The organism is Stenotrophomonas sp. SbOxS2 (assembly GCF_013416715.1).
GTDB lineage: Bacteria > Pseudomonadota > Gammaproteobacteria > Xanthomonadales > Xanthomonadaceae > Stenotrophomonas > Stenotrophomonas lactitubi.
This window is the reverse complement of record NZ_JAAVXD010000007.1, coordinates 59,484-75,280: the sequence shown is the minus strand read 5'-3', so window position 1 is coordinate 75,280 and position 15,797 is coordinate 59,484. Positions and strand designations below refer to the sequence as shown.

The window sequence follows — 15,797 nt, the reverse complement described above, 5'->3', positions numbered from 1 at the left end:
GCCGTAAATACGTCCCTGTAGGCTTGGCAGCCGCATCCATGCGGCTGACACCCCGCAATCCGACACCACCCCACCTCTGACAGTTTCCGGGTGTCTGGTAGATCCACGCCATGCGTGGATGAATCTCCATCGAAATCGAACATTTCGACAATTGATCAAATGATCGAAGAGCATCCACGCATGGCGTGGATCTACGTGTCGACCAAGGTCGACACCCACCAAGAGCAAGTCATGCCATCCCAACAGATTGCGGAGATCTGTCGAAGGCGGGGTGGGTCCGGTTGTGGGGGTGTAAGCGCCATGGATGGCGCGCCCAAGCCTACAGGGACGTATTTACGGCGTCCCCCACAACCGGACCCACCCCGTCATCCCACGGGAAGCAGCAGTTGCTGTTGCTGTTGCTTCGGCCTCTGCGGGTGCCGGGCGCAGCCCGGCCGCACCCCCTACAGCACCCGATACGCGCGCTCGGCCGCATCGAATACATTGCCCGGCGCGAACTGCTCGCCCAGGTAATGCAGTGATTGCCGGTGCTGCTGCAGCGAGCGCTGTGCCGCGCTGGGCCCCAGCAGCATCTGCTCGAACTCGATCAGGTCCTGCAGGATGCGCCAGTGCCGATACCATGCGATCCAGCGCGGATCGCCGAGGTCGTCGCCATATCCCTCGGCGAAGCCCAGCGGATGCTCACGCCCCCAGCGGCCACCCACCGCAGCGCCAACAAACATCAGGTCGCGCTCGCGCGGGGCCAGCGCCAGGCCGTCCCAGTCGATCAGGTGCAGCGCGTCGTCCTGCCCCATCAGCAGATTGCCGGCGTGCAGATCGGTGTGGCACAGACAAAGTGCGGGTGCTTCGTCCTGCAATGCACGACGCAGTGCTTCAGCACGCTGGTGAAGTTCGGCGATGCGCGGCCGCTGCTGCTGCCACAGCGCCAGGAACGCATTGCCGGATCGATCCTGCGCCTGCGCCAGCGTCGAGGGATCCTGCAACCACGCACCCACCGTATCGACCGCCGCGGTTTCAAGCCGCAGCGTCGGCAATGCCTGGCGCAGCGCCGGCGGAACCTCGGCCTCATGCAGGCGCCGCAGCACTTCGCCCAGCCGGCGCCATTGCGCACGGCTCAGCGGGGCCTCGAAGCCCGATTGCCCTTCGATATAGGGGAACAACGTGAACTGCAGGCCCCAGCGCTGCACCGAGGCACCGCCGGCCAATGCCGGCCAGGGCGCCACGATCTCTTCGATGCCCAATGTGCCGCGCAGCCAGTGCAGGCTGTCCCAGACCGCTGGCGCAACCTGGAAGTTGCGGCACTTCAACCACCAGTGGTCGTGGCGGGCATCGATGCGGAAGACGCACGCGTTGGCGTCGGCACCCACCGGACGCGGCACCACCGCTGTCGCGTTGATGTCGTAGGACTGCTGCAGGACCTCAACGATCTGCTGCGCCGAAGCGAATGACATGGAGGCAGGCGTGCTTTGGTGACGACACCTACTATCGCAGATGACCCTGCATCCGCACAGGCTAACGGGTCACAACATCGGTGTCCTGCGACGAAATAACTAGCCGGCGACGCGTCGCATCACCGCTTCCAACGGACCGCGCGCGAACTGCCATGACCACAACCACGCTGCTGCGGTAGCCAGCATCACGAACAGCAGCGCGGCCATCAACACCCACGACAGGCTGGCGCTTCCGTCCAGCAGGCCGAGCGATTCCAGCACGCCCATGCCAATCAGGATGTGCGCCAGGTACAGGCTCAGCGTCATCCGTCCGGCCGCAGTGAACGGTTCCAGCCAATCGCCGGGATGCAGCCGCACCAGCCACAGGCACGCGGCGATCAGTGTGCACGCCGCGCCTGCGCCGGTCAGCAGATACGCCGGACCGGGCGGCATCGGCTGCGTCGCCAGCCACAGCTGCCATGCCGTGCCATGGCCCCACTGCTGCAACGCCTGGCCGGCGCCCATCAACAACAGGCCGAGCAGCAGCAGGGCGCGCTGCACCCGTGGCTGCGACAGCGGCAGCCGCGCCAGCAGCATGCCCAGCAGGAAGAAGCACAGCCACGGCAACACGGGATGGAAACCGTTGAACAGCAGGTTGCGCATCGCACCCGGCCATTGCCACAGACCTTCGTAAGCCAGCGTCTGCCAGTTCCATCCCTGGCTGTAGTCCCAGCGCAGCAGGGCCCAGAACGAGACCATCGCCAGGGCAATCATGCTGCCCAGCAGAACACGAGGCGAGGCGCGCAGCCACAGCACCGCCACCGCGAAGTACACCGCGTAGTAGTGCAGGATATCGGCGGGAAACACGGTCAGGTTGAGCAGGCCGAGTACGGCCAGGAACACTGCCCGCCGCCAGGTCTGCATGCTCGCCTGCCACCACGCTTGCCGCTGCGTAGCCAGCATCAACCCCGCCCCGGCCAGCGTCACGAAGGTTGCCGAGGCTTTCCCTTCCAGCAGATGGAAGAATCCAGCAAGCCACCCGCCGCCGTCGGCTTCCACGGCCATCGCTAGACGGAAGTTGACCAGCACCATGCCGGCCAGCGCGAGATAGCGCGCGAGGTCCAGCCCATGCAACCGTCGATCGTCGCTGCTCACGAACGCCCTCCGAGCAGCGCCGCCAGCAGGCCAGGATCAAGCACGTCGGCATCCGCAGCGCGCGCCTCGCCCAACCCCTGCCGCAGCGCATCGCTTTCGATCGCATCCAGCAATACCTGCGCCTGCAGCGCCGCCGGCAGCGCAGGACGGCGGCGCTCACGCCGTACGACCTGTTGCAGCGCCCCGGCCAGACCGCGCTGCAACTGCGCGCGGTTGCCCGCAAATGCCGCCGCCACCGCCGGGTTGCGCGCGCTCTCGGCCAGCACTTCCACGCTCAGCAGCGCCCATTCCGGCTGCCGGCACAGGGCATGGAAATCCTGCAGGAACATCTGCACCTGCGCACGTTCGCCGTTGCAGTCCGTCAACCGTTGCAACAGGGGCTGCAGCTCATCCTGTTCGACTTCGGCCGTGGCCAGGATCAGCGCATCCTTGCCGGGAAAGTGGTTGTAGAGATTGCCCAGACTGACGCCGGCCGCCTGCGCGATGTCGCGCATGCTGGTCTGATGGAAGCCCTTGGCCAGAAAACACTGCAGGGCAGCCTGCAGGATCTGAGATGCACGCTGCTCATTGCGGTCGGTTCGGTTCATGCCGCAAACAATGAACGAACGTTCGTCCATTTAAAAGATCGGCCGAGGCTATCGGCCAGTCGCCGTTCAGGCCGCTGCGCTTGACCTCAACCGCTGTTGAGGGCCGATCCTGATGCGCCATGCAACACCAGCGGACTGCGCGTGCTCCTAGAAGAATTCGTCCAACAGGCGGTAGAACGCCAGTCGATCTTCATCGGCACGCATGCCATAGCGGGTCAGCAGTGGTGCGACCCAGCGGGTGTCGCCGTAGTTGTGGACCAGGCTGCGCGCGGCCAACGCCAGGTCCTGGCAACGATCAGCCACGCCCAGCCGGCCGCAATCGATGAAACCACTGAAGCGCCCGTCGACCGCGATCAGATTCGGCAGGCACGCATCGCCGTGCGCTACCACCAGATCCTCATCCGCCGGACGGGTTGCCAGCAGTTCGGCATAGACCTGTTCCGCGCTATTGCCCAGGCGCTCATCGTCGAAATCATCCGCATCGATCTGCCCCGCGGCAACGCGCGCGGCTACCGCTGGCAGGCGCGAAGCGAGGCGATGATCGAACGGGCAAGCGGCGACCGGCAGCGCATGCAGATCGCGCAGCGCGTCGGCCAGCAGCACAACCACCTGGGTGGGCTGCAGCGTCGGCGACGATGCCAGGTCATGGCCGGGCAACGCGCTCATCAGCAGCCAGCGCCGCCCCCCCTCCTCAGCCGTATCCAGCACCGTGGGCACCGGCTGTCCCTGTGTCCGCAGCCAGTGCAGACGCAGGATCTCGCCCTCCAGCTCGCTGAAGGCATCGATCACTTCCGATTTCAGGAACGCATCCGGCAACCCCGGGCGTCGCACCCGCGCTACATCAGCGCGCGACACGCCGATGCTCTGCATCTCGATATCCGCATCGCGCAGCGCGATGCACCACTGCGACGGCAAGGGCATGACATCGCCATCGCTCGATCCTGCTTCCATCTCCACCGCTCCGGCCCCGGTCACAGCCTTGATTCTCTCCGAAGCGGACACTTCACAGCAAAGGACATCGCATGAAACTCATGGTCATTGGTGCCAGCAAAGGCCTCGGCCGCGCCTTCGTGGAAGGCCTCTGCCAGCCCGGCGATACCGTCATCGGTGTGTCGCGTACACGCCCCACGCAGCTGGACTGCGACGAGGGCGTCGACCTGCACTGGATAGAAGCAGACCTGAGCCAGCCGGCACGGGCGGCCGCCAGCATCGCAGCCCAGGCGCCGCCGGATCTCGATGTGCTCATCCACAATCTCGGCATTTGGGAGGAGACCGCATTCAGTGACGACTACGATTTCCTCAACGAAAGTGACAGCGCGCTGGCGCAACTGGTGGACGTCAACATCACCGCCACCCTGTTGCTGCTCAAGCAGCTGCTGCCGCGCGTGCTCGGCGGACGCCGCCCGCAGCTGGTGTTGACCGGCTCAACCTCGGCGCTACCGCGCAGTGGCCGCCCCGAGGTGGCCTTTGGCGCGTCCAAGTTCGCGCTCAACGGCATCGCCGATGCCCTGCGCGAAGGCTTCCGCCAGCAGCGGCTGGCCGTGACGACGCTGCAGCTGGGCTACCTTAATACCGACGATGCACTGTCGGTGCCCCTGCAGCAGGCCGCCGCACGCGGCAATGGCGAGTACGTGCCGGTGCACGACGTGGTGGTGATGGTGCGCGCCCTGCTGCAGCTCTCGCCCTCCAGTTTCGTTCGCGAGCTGGTACTGCCTGCGATCGCCGATCCACGTTACTAACGCTCAGCACGCGCTGGCATCCCCGGTTTGGCCGCACACGCGGCCGTGGTTTACCCTGCGGCTACTGGCAGTTGGCCGCACACAGGACCGGCTATGGCTATGGATGCGCTATCAAGGGTTTCGACCCGGATCCTGGACAGCGCCCTGCCCAGCCTGCCGCTGTACCTGCTGCAGGCCACCGCAGTGATCGGCATGATCGGCGTGTTCCTGATCGCCACCCGCCGCCAAGGTCAAGCCATCGAAGGGCGCCGGGTCTACATCGGCGCGATTCTTGGCCTGATCTATCTGTTCAACTCCTGGTTCGTGGCCGGCTACGCGCAAGGCGTGGTCAAGCTCAACCTCGGCATCGACATCCTGCTGATCAGCGGCCTGCTGGGCGGCTGGCGCGGCGGCGTGACCTGCCTGCTGGCCAGCCTGCTGGCGCGCTATCAGTTCTCCGGCACCCAGTATTTCCTGCCGGCCGGCCTGGAAGCGGCGCTGCAGGTGCTTGCAGGCATCTGGCTGCGTGGGCGGATGTATCCGCATATGCTCACCCACCTCTCGCTGCGGTTGATCCTGCAGGCCTGGGGGGTGCGCATTGCCGTGACCCTGCTGGGACTGGCGCTGGGCGTGGCGATCATCGGCAGCGCGCAGCTGCCCTTGCTGGAGCTGGCCACCCAGCGGGTACTGGCCCTGCCGGTGTCGCTGCTGGTGCTGGCAGCGGTATTCGCACTGGTCTACAACGACGCGCAGATCGATGCCCAGCGCCAACGTGAACATGCCTGGATGCGCATCGATCCGATCAGTGGCCTGCCCAACCTGCGCGCCCTCGACGAGCGTCTGCAACGCCACTGGCGCAGCAGCGAAGATCGCGGCAATGCGTGCCTGATCGTGACCGAGATGGGCAACCTGCAGGATCTGCTGCTGCGCTATGGCTCCCTGAATGACAGCGGCCTGTGGAATCCGCACACCGCCGAAGCCGTGCGCCGTACCCTGCTGCATGCAAGGCCGACCGGCACGATGGAGGTCTATCAGTTCGGAGACAACGCGCTGGCGATCCTGCTGCTGGACGCCAGCCTTGCCGATCTCCGCGCGGATACCGAACTGCCTGCGTTGGCCGATCGGTTGTCCACGGTGATCGGCGATGACTGGCCGGGCTTCCGCCCGGTGTTCCGCTGCGCAGTGGTCGAGTTGAAGCCACCCACGCAGGACGACAGCTCCATCCCATTCCGCGCCGTCACCCTGGCCTTGAACACGATCGACTCCGGCGTGGTGTTCTTCGACGATCCGATCCAGCGCGACAGCGAAGTGGATGCACTGATCGAGACCGCACTGGACCACTGGCTGCAGCACGCCGACGCACCGCTGTACTACCAGCCGAAGTTCCGCCTGCATGACCGCCACCTGGTCGGCGCCGAAGCGCTGTTGCGGATGCGCGATGACGACGGCCACCTGATTGCGCCGATGCGGGTGGTTTCGCTGCTGCGCCGCCGCGGCCGCCTGGCCGAACTGGAATGGGCCACGCTGCAGGCGGCCGCCGCTTTCCTTGGCCACTGCAGGGATGACGGGCACACGCTGACAATCGCGGTAAACGTGTCCGCCGAATCGTTGCGCCAACCCGGCTTCGGCGCGCGCCTGTGCAGCTTGCTGGAGCAGCAGCGCATACCCGGCGCGATGTTGCGGCTGGAAATCGTCGAGTGGACCGAGATCGTCGAGCGCGACGTCGTCGACGCCAACGTCGTGGTTCTATTGGCAGCCGGCATGAGCCTGTCACTGGATGACTTCGGCGCCGGCTACTCGACCCTAATCCTGCTGTCGCAGCTGTCGGTGGCCGAGGTCAAGATCGAACGGGCGCTGATCGCCACGTTGGCCGATGCCAAGTCGCAGTCCATCGTCCGTTTCATCGTGGAGGTGGCGCACCGCTGCGGTGCCATCGTCGTCGCCGAAGGCACCGAAACCACGGCACAGGAACAACTGCTGCGTGCGCTGGGAGTGGATGTCGGCCAAGGCTATCTGTATGCACACGCCCTGCCGCCGGAACAGTTCCGGCAGCTGGCATGAGCATCTTTCAGGCGAGGCGCACCGACACTTCCACATCCTCGGCGAACGGCACCGACAGATAGCCGGCGCTGCCCGAGCGCATGCGCTGCTGGTAGCGCGGGCTGTCGTCTGCATTGTCGGCCACCACCAGCGCGCCCGGACGCAGCCGCTCCTGCAGCAGGTCCAGCACATCGTCGTACAGCACCTTGGCGCCATCGAGCAGCACCAGATCGATGGTATCGGGCAAGTCCACTGCCAGGGTCTCCAGTGCATCGCCCACACGGATCTCCACCAGGTCGTCCAGACCCGCTTCACGCAGGTGGCCGGCGGCACGCCGTGCCTTCTCCGGCTCGAATTCGGTGGTGATCAGGCGGCCGCCGCCGTTGTCACGCAACGCAGCGGCCAGATGGATGCTGGAGATGCCGAACGACGTACCGAACTCGACGATGGTACGGGCACCGCTGCTGCGCGCCAGCAGGTACAGCAGGTTGCCGGTTTCCGGCGACACCGGCAGCCACAGGTCCTTCAGCAGCTCGCCGTACAGGCGCCGGTATTCGGTACGGCTGCCGAGCAGTCGCTGCCGCTCTTCGGCGGAAACAGCGGTCAAGGCCGGGCTGAGCGCGCTGTCGGCTTCGGTGAACAGGCGCGCCAGCAGGGGCGCAACCGGGGCGGAGATCAGGGTGGACATGGACGGGTGTTCCTTTCGGTGGCGGGGTTAGAATGCGAATGATTCGTCGCAATCAAGAATACGGACGATCCCCCGTTCCGCCTATTCGCATTGGAAAACCGCCATGTCCGAGCGCCGCCCGCCGCAGATTTCCTCGAGAAAACAGCCTCGTCAGTCACGATCGAACGACCTGGTCGCGGCCATCCTCGAAGCCGCTGCTCAGGTTTTGAAGCATGAAGGCGCCCCTCGGTTCACCACCGCGCGGGTGGCCGAACGCGCCGGCGTCAGCGTCGGCTCGCTGTACCAGTACTTTCCCAACAAGGCAGCAATCCTGTTCCGTCTGCAGCGCGATGAGTGGCAGCAGACCGGCGCGATGCTGCGCAACATCCTGCAGGACACACGGCAACCGCACCTGCAGCGCCTGCGCACGTGGGTGCATGCCTTCATCGTGTCGGAATGCGAGGAAGCGCAGACCCGTGGCGCGTTGAACGATGCCGCGCCGCTGTACCGCGATGCGCCGGAAGCGCAGGAAGCACGCAGCGAGTCCGACGATGCGATGCTCGCGTTCATGGCCGCAGTGCTGCCGCAGGCCTCGGTGGCCACGCGCCAGCTGGCGGTTGATCTGATCGACACCACGTTGGGTGCCACCGGCCGCGAATTCTCCAGTGAACCGCGCACCGCAGCGCAGATACGCACTTACTCCGATGCGGTGGCCGACATGTTCTGCGCTTACCTCCGGCATCTGGGCGCGCACTGATCGCGCAGGCCGAGCTCTACACCGCGTAGAAGCCGAGGAACATGGCCACCGCCGACTCGGCCACGCGCGTGCGCTCGGCCGGTGCCAGCGGCGCCTGACCCATCGTCACCTGCGGCCAGAACGCGAAGCTCTTCACCAGCCCCTGCAGCTGATGGCCGGCAAATTCCGGATCGACCTCGCGCAGCCGCCCATCGGCAATTGCCGCGCGGATCCACGCGCTGACGCCACTCTCCTTCTCGCCCATGCGGCAGACGATCGCCTGCGCACGCTCGGGCGAATGGATGATCTCGGCCATCGCTACCCGCGCCAGATCGATGAAGTTGGCATCGCCCAGCAGGTCCAGTTTCTGCCGCAGCAGCTGCAGCAGCTGCACGTCCAGCGGCTGGTCGGCGCGGTACGGCAGCTCGATGCTGGCCACGCTGCTTTGCCACAGCTCTTCCAGGATCAGCGCGAACAGTTCTTCCTTGCTCGGGAAGTGGTTGTAGACGGTGCGCTTGGAGACGCCAGCCACCGCCGCGATGCGATCCATGCTGGTCGCCTCGTAGCCGGCCGACCGGAACTCCTCCACCGCCGCGCGGACGATGGCCTCGCGTTTGCGGTCGGTAAGGCGTTGCGGGGCACGGGACATGGCGGGACCAGACAGCTGAACGGATGCCCCCATTTTACACCCGGCAGTGTACTTTCCAGAAATCGGAAACTACACTGTGCAGTGTACCCTGCGGACGTCACCCATGAAGCGCCTGCTCCTTGTCCTCCTGCTCGGAATCCTCGCCGTGACCGCCTATACCTTCTGCAAATCCTGGTCCCTCCCCGACTTCCCCGATTCGCCGCAGTACCGCGAAGGCAAGTTCCGCAATGCCCTGCCGAAGCCGGCAATGGGCCTGCGCGATGGCCTGGAGATCTGGTGGACCTTCCTGTTCAACAAGCCCAAGGGCACCGTGCCCAACCACCCCATTCCGGTGCAGACGCTGGACCGCGCCACGCTGGACGCAGCGCCTGACCGCAGCCTGTTCCGGCTCGGCCATTCGACGATCCTGCTGAAGCTGCGCGGCCAGTACTGGCTGACCGATCCAGTGTTCTCCGAACGCGCATCACCGGTGCAATGGATGGGCCCGGCGCGCTTCCATGCACCGCCGATCAGCATCGACGAACTGCCGCCGATTGCCGGCGTCATCCTCTCGCACAATCACTACGACCACCTCGACCACGCGGCCGTGATGAAGCTGGCCGGCAAGACCGCGCGCTTCATCGCGCCGCTGGGTGTGGGCGACCAGCTGATTGCCTGGGGCGTGGATGCGGCCAAGGTCGAACAGCTCGACTGGTGGCAGTCCACCGAAGCCGCTGGCCTGCGCCTGACCGCCACGCCGGGCCAGCATTTCTCCGGCCGCGGCCTGGGTGACAGCGATCGCAGCCTGTGGGCCTCGTGGGTGATCCAGGACGGTGACTTCCGCATCTTCTTCAGCGGCGATACCGGCTACTTCGATGGCTTCAAGGCCATCGGCGAGAAGTACGGCCCGTTCGACCTGACGATGATCGAAACCGGCGCCTACGATCAGCGCTGGGCGTTCGTACACATGCAGCCCGAACAGACGCTGCAGGCGCACCTGGACCTGCGCGGCAAGTGGCTGCTGCCGATCCACAACGGCACCTTCGACCTGGCCCTGCACGAATGGCAGCAGCCGTTCGAACGCATCAGCGCATTGGCTGCGGCGAAGAACGTGCCGGTGGCCACGCCGATGATGGGCGAGGCACTGGACATGCAGGCACCGACCGCGGGAACGCGCTGGTGGGAGCGGGTGGAACTGTAACGGCCAGTCGCGCAGCGACCCTCAGCCGGGATGCTGAAGCAGTCGTTCCTGCTCCTTCGCCACATTGATCTGAAGCGCCGCAGCAGCGAGCTCCGCCAGCTCGCTGCTGACCTTCTGGCTGCCGCGCGCCTGCATCCACGAAAGAATATCGGCCAGGTGCCAGATCGACGCGCTGCCCTCGTGCACCGGTGCCGGAAACGTCTGCGGGTGCGCGAGCAGCAACTTGCGCATGTTCTGCCGTGACATGCCCAGCAGATCAGCGACATCCGTCAGCCCTACCAGATCGGGACTGACTTCGATCAGCTCTGCATCGGGTACGGCACGCTGGACGTCTGCCAGCGCGGAGTGAATCGCCTCGGCGGCACTGCTCGCTTCACGACAGAATTCCAGCGCCAGCCTTGCCACGCTCCCTACGCCCAGAAGTGCATCTCCACATCCAGCATCGAACAGGCGACGCTCGAGGACACCTTGATCAATCGAGGTATCAGGCAAGTGGTATCTGAGGGTGAAGTTGAATTCAGTCTTCAATGGACCTGCGTATCCCTGAGTTCACCAATAGCGGTTGCAGCAGTCACTGCCCGCCTGCCGAACCTACAGAATCTCCGTCGCGTTTCCAGAGGCGAATGCGCCACTCACGGTTCGAGGTGAACTCGCACCCCTGCCTCACCCTCAGCCAAATCCGGCCGCAGCTCCAGCGACGGAATCAGGTAATCACCGCCGTTCTGCCGCCGGTAGGCAATCACCGGATCGCTCGCCAGCCCATCCAGCCGCGCACCCAGACCCTCCAGCACGGCAGGCAGCGACGCCTCATCGATACGACTGCTGCGATAGATCACATGCGCGGGCAGCACGTCAAAGCCGGGATAGAACAGGATGCCGTGCTGGATCGGGAACAGCACATCGTCGATCGGCCCATTGATGCCGCGCGGACCGTAGTGCGACTCCCAGCCGCCGGTGGTCACCACCAGCATCGCGCGCTTGCCGGACATCGCGCCCTCGCCATAGCGGTCGCCCCAGTGCCGATCGGAATGCTCGCCGACGCCATACGCAAAACCATAGGCGTACACGCGGTCCACCCACCCCTTGAGGATGGCCGGCATCGAGAACCACCACAGCGGGAACTGCAGGATCACCGCGTCGGCCCAGCGCAGTTTTTCCTGCTCGGCGGCGATGTCTGCACTCTGACGGCCGGTACTGAAGGCTTCGCGAGAATCCAGTGAAGCGTGGAACGGCAGCGAAGGATCCCGCCCGATGTGATCGTCGGCATCGATCTGCGCCTTCCATTGCATGGCATGCAGATCGGACACCTGCACGGTGTGGCCGGCACGTTGCAGGCGCTCGACCGTGAAGGCCTTCAGGGTGCCGTTGAGCGAAGTGGGTTCGGGGTGGGCGTAGACAAGCAGGACGTTCATGGTGGTACCAGGGAGGGGTTGCCGGCCACGTTAGGCGTCGCCGCGCTATAGTTGAAATGAACTCCTGCAATCCCCGGCATTGCCATGGACAATACCCTGCGCCGTATCGACCTCAACCTGTTGGTGACCCTGCAGGCCTTGCTGGAAGAGCAGAACGTCACCCGCGCGGCCGAGCGCCTGCATCTGGCCCAGCCCACCGTCAGCGTGCAGCTGGCGCGCCTGCGCGACCTGTTCGATGATCCACTGCTGCTGCCTGGGCCACGCGGCATGCGTGCCACCGCGCGGGCCGATGCACTGCGAGAGCCGCTGGCCGAGGCACTGGCCGCAGTGCAGCGCGCGGTCGCGCCGGTACAGGCGTTCGATCCTGCCCAGGCCACGCAGACCTGGCGGATCATGGCGTCAGACTTCGGCGAAACCACGATCGTCCTGCCGGCGTTGGCCGACCTGCGCCAGCGTGCACCCGGCACCCGCATTGCGGTCGTCAGCCTGGCACCAGCGCAGATGGTGGCGCAGAGCGAACGCGGCGAGATCGATCTCGCGCTCCACATCACCTCCGACGCGCCTCCCTCGCTGCATCATCGCCCGCTGTTCCAGGAGCGCTACGTACTGGCCGGGCGCCGCGATCATCCACGACTCAAGCGGCGGCCGACGCTGAAGCAGTTCTGCGCACTGGACCATGTGATCGTGTCACCGGATGGCGGCGGCTTCCATGGCGGCACCGACAGCGCGTTGGCGCATGCCGGCGCGCGTCGCAACGTGGTGCTGTCGGTGCCGCACTTCCTGTTCCTGCGCAGCGTGCTGCTGCGCACGGATCTGGTGGCGATGATGCCGTCGCGCCTGGTCGCACAGGACCCGGCCTTGAAGGCCGTTGAAGCGCCCCTCGATGTGCCGGGGTTCGAGATGGTGATGCTCTGGCATGAGCGCGTGCATCGCGATCCGGCGCATCGATGGTTACGCGAGCGGATCTGTGCGCATTCATGAAACGTCGGGCTGGAGCATGTCCGGGAAATATTGCGACGCGTCATGTAACCGGTTACATCCCTTGCTAGCGTAGGCCCGCCCGTTCCCGGGCCCTGCTGATGTGAGGCCTTCGCAATGACGTTGTGCGCCGACCGCTGGATCGCCCCCTGCCCGCCGAACCGGCGCCTTGCCCTGGCCCTGCTGCTGCCGACCCTCGCACTGGCTGCAGCCGTAAGCGCACAGAACCTGCCGCCTCGTGCGCAATGGCAGGCCAGCGCGTCATCGCAGCAGGTTCCGGCGATGGCGATCAGCCACCTGATCGACAACGATCCGAAGACGGTGACCGGCGGTGCGTTCAGCCCGGGACACTGGTTCCAGATCGATCTCGGCAAGCCGGCAATGCTGGCCGGTACCCGCCTCACCTGGGATGTCTCCAACCCCGAAGGCTATTCGCTGCAGACCTCGCTCGATGGCAAGCAGTGGCAGACGGCCTATGTCATGGCCGATTCGCTGGGCGGCATCGAGACCCTGTACTTCGCACCGCGCCAGGCCCGCTACCTGCGCCTGGCCAGCCCGCAGCGCACCTCCGACTGGGGCGTCTCCATCTTCGAAATGGAACCGCTCGACACCGCGCTCACTGCACGGGTGACCGGTCTGGATGCCGCCCAGTCCGCTGCGCTGTGGCAGGGTGGCGGCTCGGTTGCCATCCCCGCGGGCAAAGCCGGCGTGCATACGCTCGACATCACCCTGCCCCGCGCGCAGCCGAGCACCGGGCTGGCGGTGGACTGGGCCAACGTGCACGGCGCTGCACGCCTGCAGGCACAGGATGCGAAGGGCCACTGGCACGAACTGGCGCGCGATGCGCAGGCAGCGAGCCGGCAGCAGAGCTGGCTGGCGGCCGATGCACCGCTCGACCTGCAGGCACTGCGGCTGACCGTGGAAGGCGATGCACCGCAGATCAAGCGCCTCCGCCTGCTCGGCCCGAAGGCGGTGATGACGCCGATGAAGCGCTACCAGATCGCCGCCAGCGGCGCGCAGCGCGCTTTGTTCCCCGCGTCGCTGCATATGCAGCAGACCTACTGGACCGCGGTGGGTGTGCATGCCGGCCGGCAGAAATCGATCTTCGACGAATACGGCAACATCGAGGCCTACAAGGGCGCACCGCTGGTGCAGCCGATCTGGCGCAGTGCCGATGGCCGCGCGGCGGGTGCCGCCGAACAACCGGTGCAGCACGCCCTTCGCGATGGCTGGAAGCCGATGCCATCGGCCACTTGGTCACCGCAACCGGGGCTGGAGCTGCGCAGCGAGGCCTTCGCCATCGAGCGCGACGGGCAACCGGTCACCTTCGTGCGCCATCGCCTGCGCAACACCGGCAGCACGGCGATCGAAGGCACGCTGACCCTGGCGGTGCGACCGATGCAGATGAACCCGCCGTGGCAGAACGGCGGGCTGTCGCCGATCCACGAAGTGGCCGTCGAGGGTAATGCCGTGCGCGTCAATGGCCGCACGCTGCTGCAGTCAGTCACTGCGGTGGATGCCGCCGGCGCCGCGCCCTTCGGCAACGAAGGCGACACCGAGATCACGTCGGCCATCGCCAGCGGGCAACTGCCTGCCGCACAGCAGGCAAGCGACGGCGCAGGCCTGGCAGCGGCGGCGTTGAGCTATCGCGTCAGCCTGGCCCCCGGTGCCAGCGATGCGGTGGTGGTGGCCTTCCCACTTGGCACCGCCACCGCCGATGCCAATGGCGTGCTGCCGCAAGCACCGACCCTCGACCTCGCATCGCTGCCGCGCGATGGCGACAAGGCCTTCGACACGCTGGCCAGCCGTGCCTCCGCCGATTGGCAAGCACGCCTGGGCCAGGTCGGCCTGCGCCTGCCCGATCCTTCGCTGGTGGACATGCTGCGCGCGCAGGCCGCGTACATGCTGATCAACCAGACCGGCCCGGCGATGCAGCCCGGCCCACGCAACTACAACCGTTCCTTCATCCGCGACGGCATGGCCACCTCGGCCGTGCTGCTGCGCATGGGCGAAGCCAAGGTCGCGCGCGACTACCTGGCCTGGTACAGCGAACACGGCGTGCACGGCAACGGCCTGGTGTCGCCCATCCTCAACGACGATGGCAGCGTCAATACCGGCTTCGGCTCGGACATCGAGTACGACAGCCAAGGCCAGTACGTCACCCTGGTGGCCGACGTTGCACGGCTGGATGGCGGGCCCGAAAGCGTGCGCATCTATCTGCCCAAGGTGAAGGCCGCGCTGCGCTTCCTGCAGGAACTGCGCGAACGCACGCTGGTGCCGGGTTACATGGCCGACCAGCCCGCACCGGAACGCTTCGCCGGCATTCTTGCGCCGTCGATCAGCCACGAGGGCTACCCCTCGCCCACCCACAGCTACTGGGACGACTACTGGGGCCTGAAGGGCTGGCATGACGGCGCGTGGCTGGCCGAATCACTGGGCGACCACGAAACCGCGAAGTGGGCGCGCGAACAGTACAAGGCGTTGTATGACGCCCTGCATGCCTCGATCCGCGCGACCATGGCATGGAAGGGCATCGATTTCATTCCCTCGTCGGCCGACCTCGGCGACGGCGACCCTACCGGTGTGTCGATCGCACTGGACCCGACCGGCGCACAGAGCGTGCTGCCCGCCGAGGCACTGCGCACCACCTTCGCCCGTTACCTGGACGATGTGCGCAGGCGCAACCAGCCCGGGGCGCTGTATGCCTACACACCGTATGAAATCCGCAACGTGCTGAGCTACGTGCACCTGGGCCAGCCTGAAGCGGCCGACGAACTGCTGCAGGGCCTGCTGCACGATCGCAGGCCGCTGGAGTGGCAGGTGCTGGCCGAGGTCGTGCATTCGCGGTTGCGTTTCCCACGCTATCTGGGCGACATGCCGCACACCTGGATCGGCGCCGAATACGGCCGCACCCTGTTCGGCATGCTGATGCGCGAGGACGATGATGCGCTGTCGCTGCTGCCAGGTACGCCGCCTTCCTGGGTGGCCGGTGAAGGCCTGGCCGTGGACCGCCTGCCCACTGCCTATGGCACCCTGCAGATGCAGGCGCACCAACGCGATGGAACGCTGCAGGTCTCGCTCGGCAAGGGACTGCGCAAGGGCACGCCGGTACGTGTGTGGTGGCCGAGCCGCACCCTGCCGAAGGATGTGCGTGTCGACGGGCGATCGGTACAGAACTTCGACAAGGACGGGGTGCTGCTCGATGGCCCGTTCCGTATGCTTGAGGCACGCTGGTAATGACGCCC

General features: G+C 66.1%; 14 protein-coding genes. 6 read left to right on the top strand and 8 right to left on the bottom strand.

Annotation, left to right across the window (positions count from 1 at the left end; translation table 11 throughout):
• Positions 1 to 443 precede the first annotated feature (443 nt).
• The 4 genes from HFK18_RS15155 to HFK18_RS15140 all read right to left on the bottom strand — a co-directional run bounded on the left by HFK18_RS15155 (position 444) and on the right by HFK18_RS15140 (position 4,123).
• Positions 444 to 1,451, bottom strand: a complete 1,008-nt coding sequence (locus tag HFK18_RS15155) for an aminoglycoside phosphotransferase family protein (protein WP_180166889.1) — start codon at positions 1,449 to 1,451, stop codon at positions 444 to 446.
• A 99-nt stretch (positions 1,452 to 1,550) separates the two neighbouring features.
• The gene (locus tag HFK18_RS15150) at positions 1,551 to 2,585 is read right to left on the bottom strand and encodes a DUF418 domain-containing protein (RefSeq protein ID WP_180166888.1); all 1,035 of its coding nucleotides are present in this window, start codon (positions 2,583 to 2,585) and stop codon (positions 1,551 to 1,553) included.
• The gene (locus HFK18_RS15145) at positions 2,582 to 3,172 is read right to left on the bottom strand and encodes a TetR/AcrR family transcriptional regulator (protein ID WP_180166887.1); all 591 of its coding nucleotides are present in this window, start codon (positions 3,170 to 3,172) and stop codon (positions 2,582 to 2,584) included. Before HFK18_RS15145 ends, HFK18_RS15150 begins: the two co-directional genes overlap by 4 nt.
• A gap of 147 nt (positions 3,173 to 3,319) precedes the next feature.
• Positions 3,320 to 4,123: an APH(3')-II family aminoglycoside O-phosphotransferase gene (locus tag HFK18_RS15140; RefSeq protein WP_180166886.1), complete on the bottom strand. Its 804-nt coding sequence runs from the start codon at positions 4,121 to 4,123 to the stop codon at positions 3,320 to 3,322.
• A 71-nt stretch (positions 4,124 to 4,194) separates the two neighbouring features.
• Between HFK18_RS15140 and HFK18_RS15135 the strand changes: the two genes are divergently transcribed.
• Both HFK18_RS15135 and HFK18_RS15130 read left to right on the top strand, forming a co-directional pair.
• Entirely contained in the window at positions 4,195 to 4,911 is a 717-nt protein-coding gene (locus HFK18_RS15135; protein WP_180166885.1) for an SDR family NAD(P)-dependent oxidoreductase, read from the top strand.
• Between the two features lie 99 nt (positions 4,912 to 5,010).
• Positions 5,011 to 6,951 (top strand): bifunctional diguanylate cyclase/phosphodiesterase, encoded by a 1,941-nt coding sequence (locus tag HFK18_RS15130; protein ID WP_180167438.1) that lies wholly within the window; start codon positions 5,011 to 5,013, stop codon positions 6,949 to 6,951.
• 7 nt (positions 6,952 to 6,958) lie between these two features.
• Here the strand turns inward: HFK18_RS15130 and HFK18_RS15125 are convergent, their stop codons facing one another.
• Entirely contained in the window at positions 6,959 to 7,618 is a 660-nt protein-coding gene (locus HFK18_RS15125) for an O-methyltransferase (protein ID WP_180166884.1), read from the bottom strand.
• Between the two features lie 103 nt (positions 7,619 to 7,721).
• Between HFK18_RS15125 and HFK18_RS15120 the strand changes: the two genes are divergently transcribed.
• Positions 7,722 to 8,354 (top strand): TetR family transcriptional regulator, encoded by a 633-nt coding sequence (locus HFK18_RS15120; RefSeq protein ID WP_180166883.1) that lies wholly within the window; start codon positions 7,722 to 7,724, stop codon positions 8,352 to 8,354.
• A 16-nt stretch (positions 8,355 to 8,370) separates the two neighbouring features.
• Here HFK18_RS15120 and HFK18_RS15115 read toward each other — a convergent pair whose 3' ends face one another.
• Entirely contained in the window at positions 8,371 to 8,982 is a 612-nt protein-coding gene (locus tag HFK18_RS15115) for a TetR/AcrR family transcriptional regulator (protein WP_180166882.1), read from the bottom strand.
• A gap of 103 nt (positions 8,983 to 9,085) precedes the next feature.
• On the opposite strand from HFK18_RS15115, the gene HFK18_RS15110 reads away from it, so the two are divergent.
• Entirely contained in the window at positions 9,086 to 10,162 is a 1,077-nt protein-coding gene (locus HFK18_RS15110) for an MBL fold metallo-hydrolase (RefSeq protein ID WP_108266033.1), read from the top strand.
• Positions 10,163 to 10,183: 21 nt separating this feature from the next.
• On the opposite strand, the gene HFK18_RS15105 is transcribed toward HFK18_RS15110, so the two are convergent.
• Together HFK18_RS15105 and HFK18_RS15100 are read right to left on the bottom strand one after the other, a co-directional pair.
• Complete coding sequence (locus HFK18_RS15105; protein ID WP_180166881.1) at positions 10,184 to 10,690, bottom strand: DNA-binding protein; 507 nt, start codon at positions 10,688 to 10,690, stop codon at positions 10,184 to 10,186.
• 104 nt (positions 10,691 to 10,794) lie between these two features.
• A complete protein-coding gene (locus HFK18_RS15100) occupies positions 10,795 to 11,574 on the bottom strand; it encodes an NAD(P)H-dependent oxidoreductase (protein WP_180166880.1) in 780 nt (259 codons plus the stop codon).
• An 84-nt stretch (positions 11,575 to 11,658) separates the two neighbouring features.
• On the opposite strand from HFK18_RS15100, the gene HFK18_RS15095 reads away from it, so the two are divergent.
• The gene (locus tag HFK18_RS15095; protein WP_180166879.1) at positions 11,659 to 12,555 is read left to right on the top strand and encodes a LysR family transcriptional regulator; all 897 of its coding nucleotides are present in this window, start codon (positions 11,659 to 11,661) and stop codon (positions 12,553 to 12,555) included.
• Positions 12,556 to 12,669: 114 nt separating this feature from the next.
• Entirely contained in the window at positions 12,670 to 15,789 is a 3,120-nt protein-coding gene (locus HFK18_RS15090) for a discoidin domain-containing protein (protein ID WP_180166878.1), read from the top strand.
• The last annotated feature ends 8 nt before the right edge of the window (positions 15,790 to 15,797 follow it).

What these genes read in the sequence shown, in the direction of transcription:
- HFK18_RS15155 (WP_180166889.1), bottom strand. Translation starts at nt 1,451, where the DNA reads ATGTCATTCGCTTCGGCGCAGCAGATCGTTGAGGTCCTGCAGCAGTCC.
- HFK18_RS15145 (WP_180166887.1), bottom strand. Translation starts at nt 3,172, where the DNA reads ATGAACCGAACCGACCGCAATGAGCAGCGTGCATCTCAGATCCTGCAG.
- HFK18_RS15140 (WP_180166886.1), bottom strand. Translation starts at nt 4,123, where the DNA reads ATGGAAGCAGGATCGAGCGATGGCGATGTCATGCCCTTGCCGTCGCAG.
- HFK18_RS15135 (WP_180166885.1), top strand. Translation starts at nt 4,195, where the DNA reads ATGAAACTCATGGTCATTGGTGCCAGCAAAGGCCTCGGCCGCGCCTTC.
- HFK18_RS15130 (WP_180167438.1), top strand. Translation starts at nt 5,011, where the DNA reads ATGGATGCGCTATCAAGGGTTTCGACCCGGATCCTGGACAGCGCCCTG.
- HFK18_RS15125 (WP_180166884.1), bottom strand. Translation starts at nt 7,618, where the DNA reads ATGTCCACCCTGATCTCCGCCCCGGTTGCGCCCCTGCTGGCGCGCCTG.
- HFK18_RS15120 (WP_180166883.1), top strand. Translation starts at nt 7,722, where the DNA reads ATGTCCGAGCGCCGCCCGCCGCAGATTTCCTCGAGAAAACAGCCTCGT.
- HFK18_RS15115 (WP_180166882.1), bottom strand. Translation starts at nt 8,982, where the DNA reads ATGTCCCGTGCCCCGCAACGCCTTACCGACCGCAAACGCGAGGCCATC.
- HFK18_RS15110 (WP_108266033.1), top strand. Translation starts at nt 9,086, where the DNA reads ATGAAGCGCCTGCTCCTTGTCCTCCTGCTCGGAATCCTCGCCGTGACC.
- HFK18_RS15100 (WP_180166880.1), bottom strand. Translation starts at nt 11,574, where the DNA reads ATGAACGTCCTGCTTGTCTACGCCCACCCCGAACCCACTTCGCTCAAC.
- HFK18_RS15095 (WP_180166879.1), top strand. Translation starts at nt 11,659, where the DNA reads ATGGACAATACCCTGCGCCGTATCGACCTCAACCTGTTGGTGACCCTG.
- HFK18_RS15090 (WP_180166878.1), top strand. Translation starts at nt 12,670, where the DNA reads ATGACGTTGTGCGCCGACCGCTGGATCGCCCCCTGCCCGCCGAACCGG.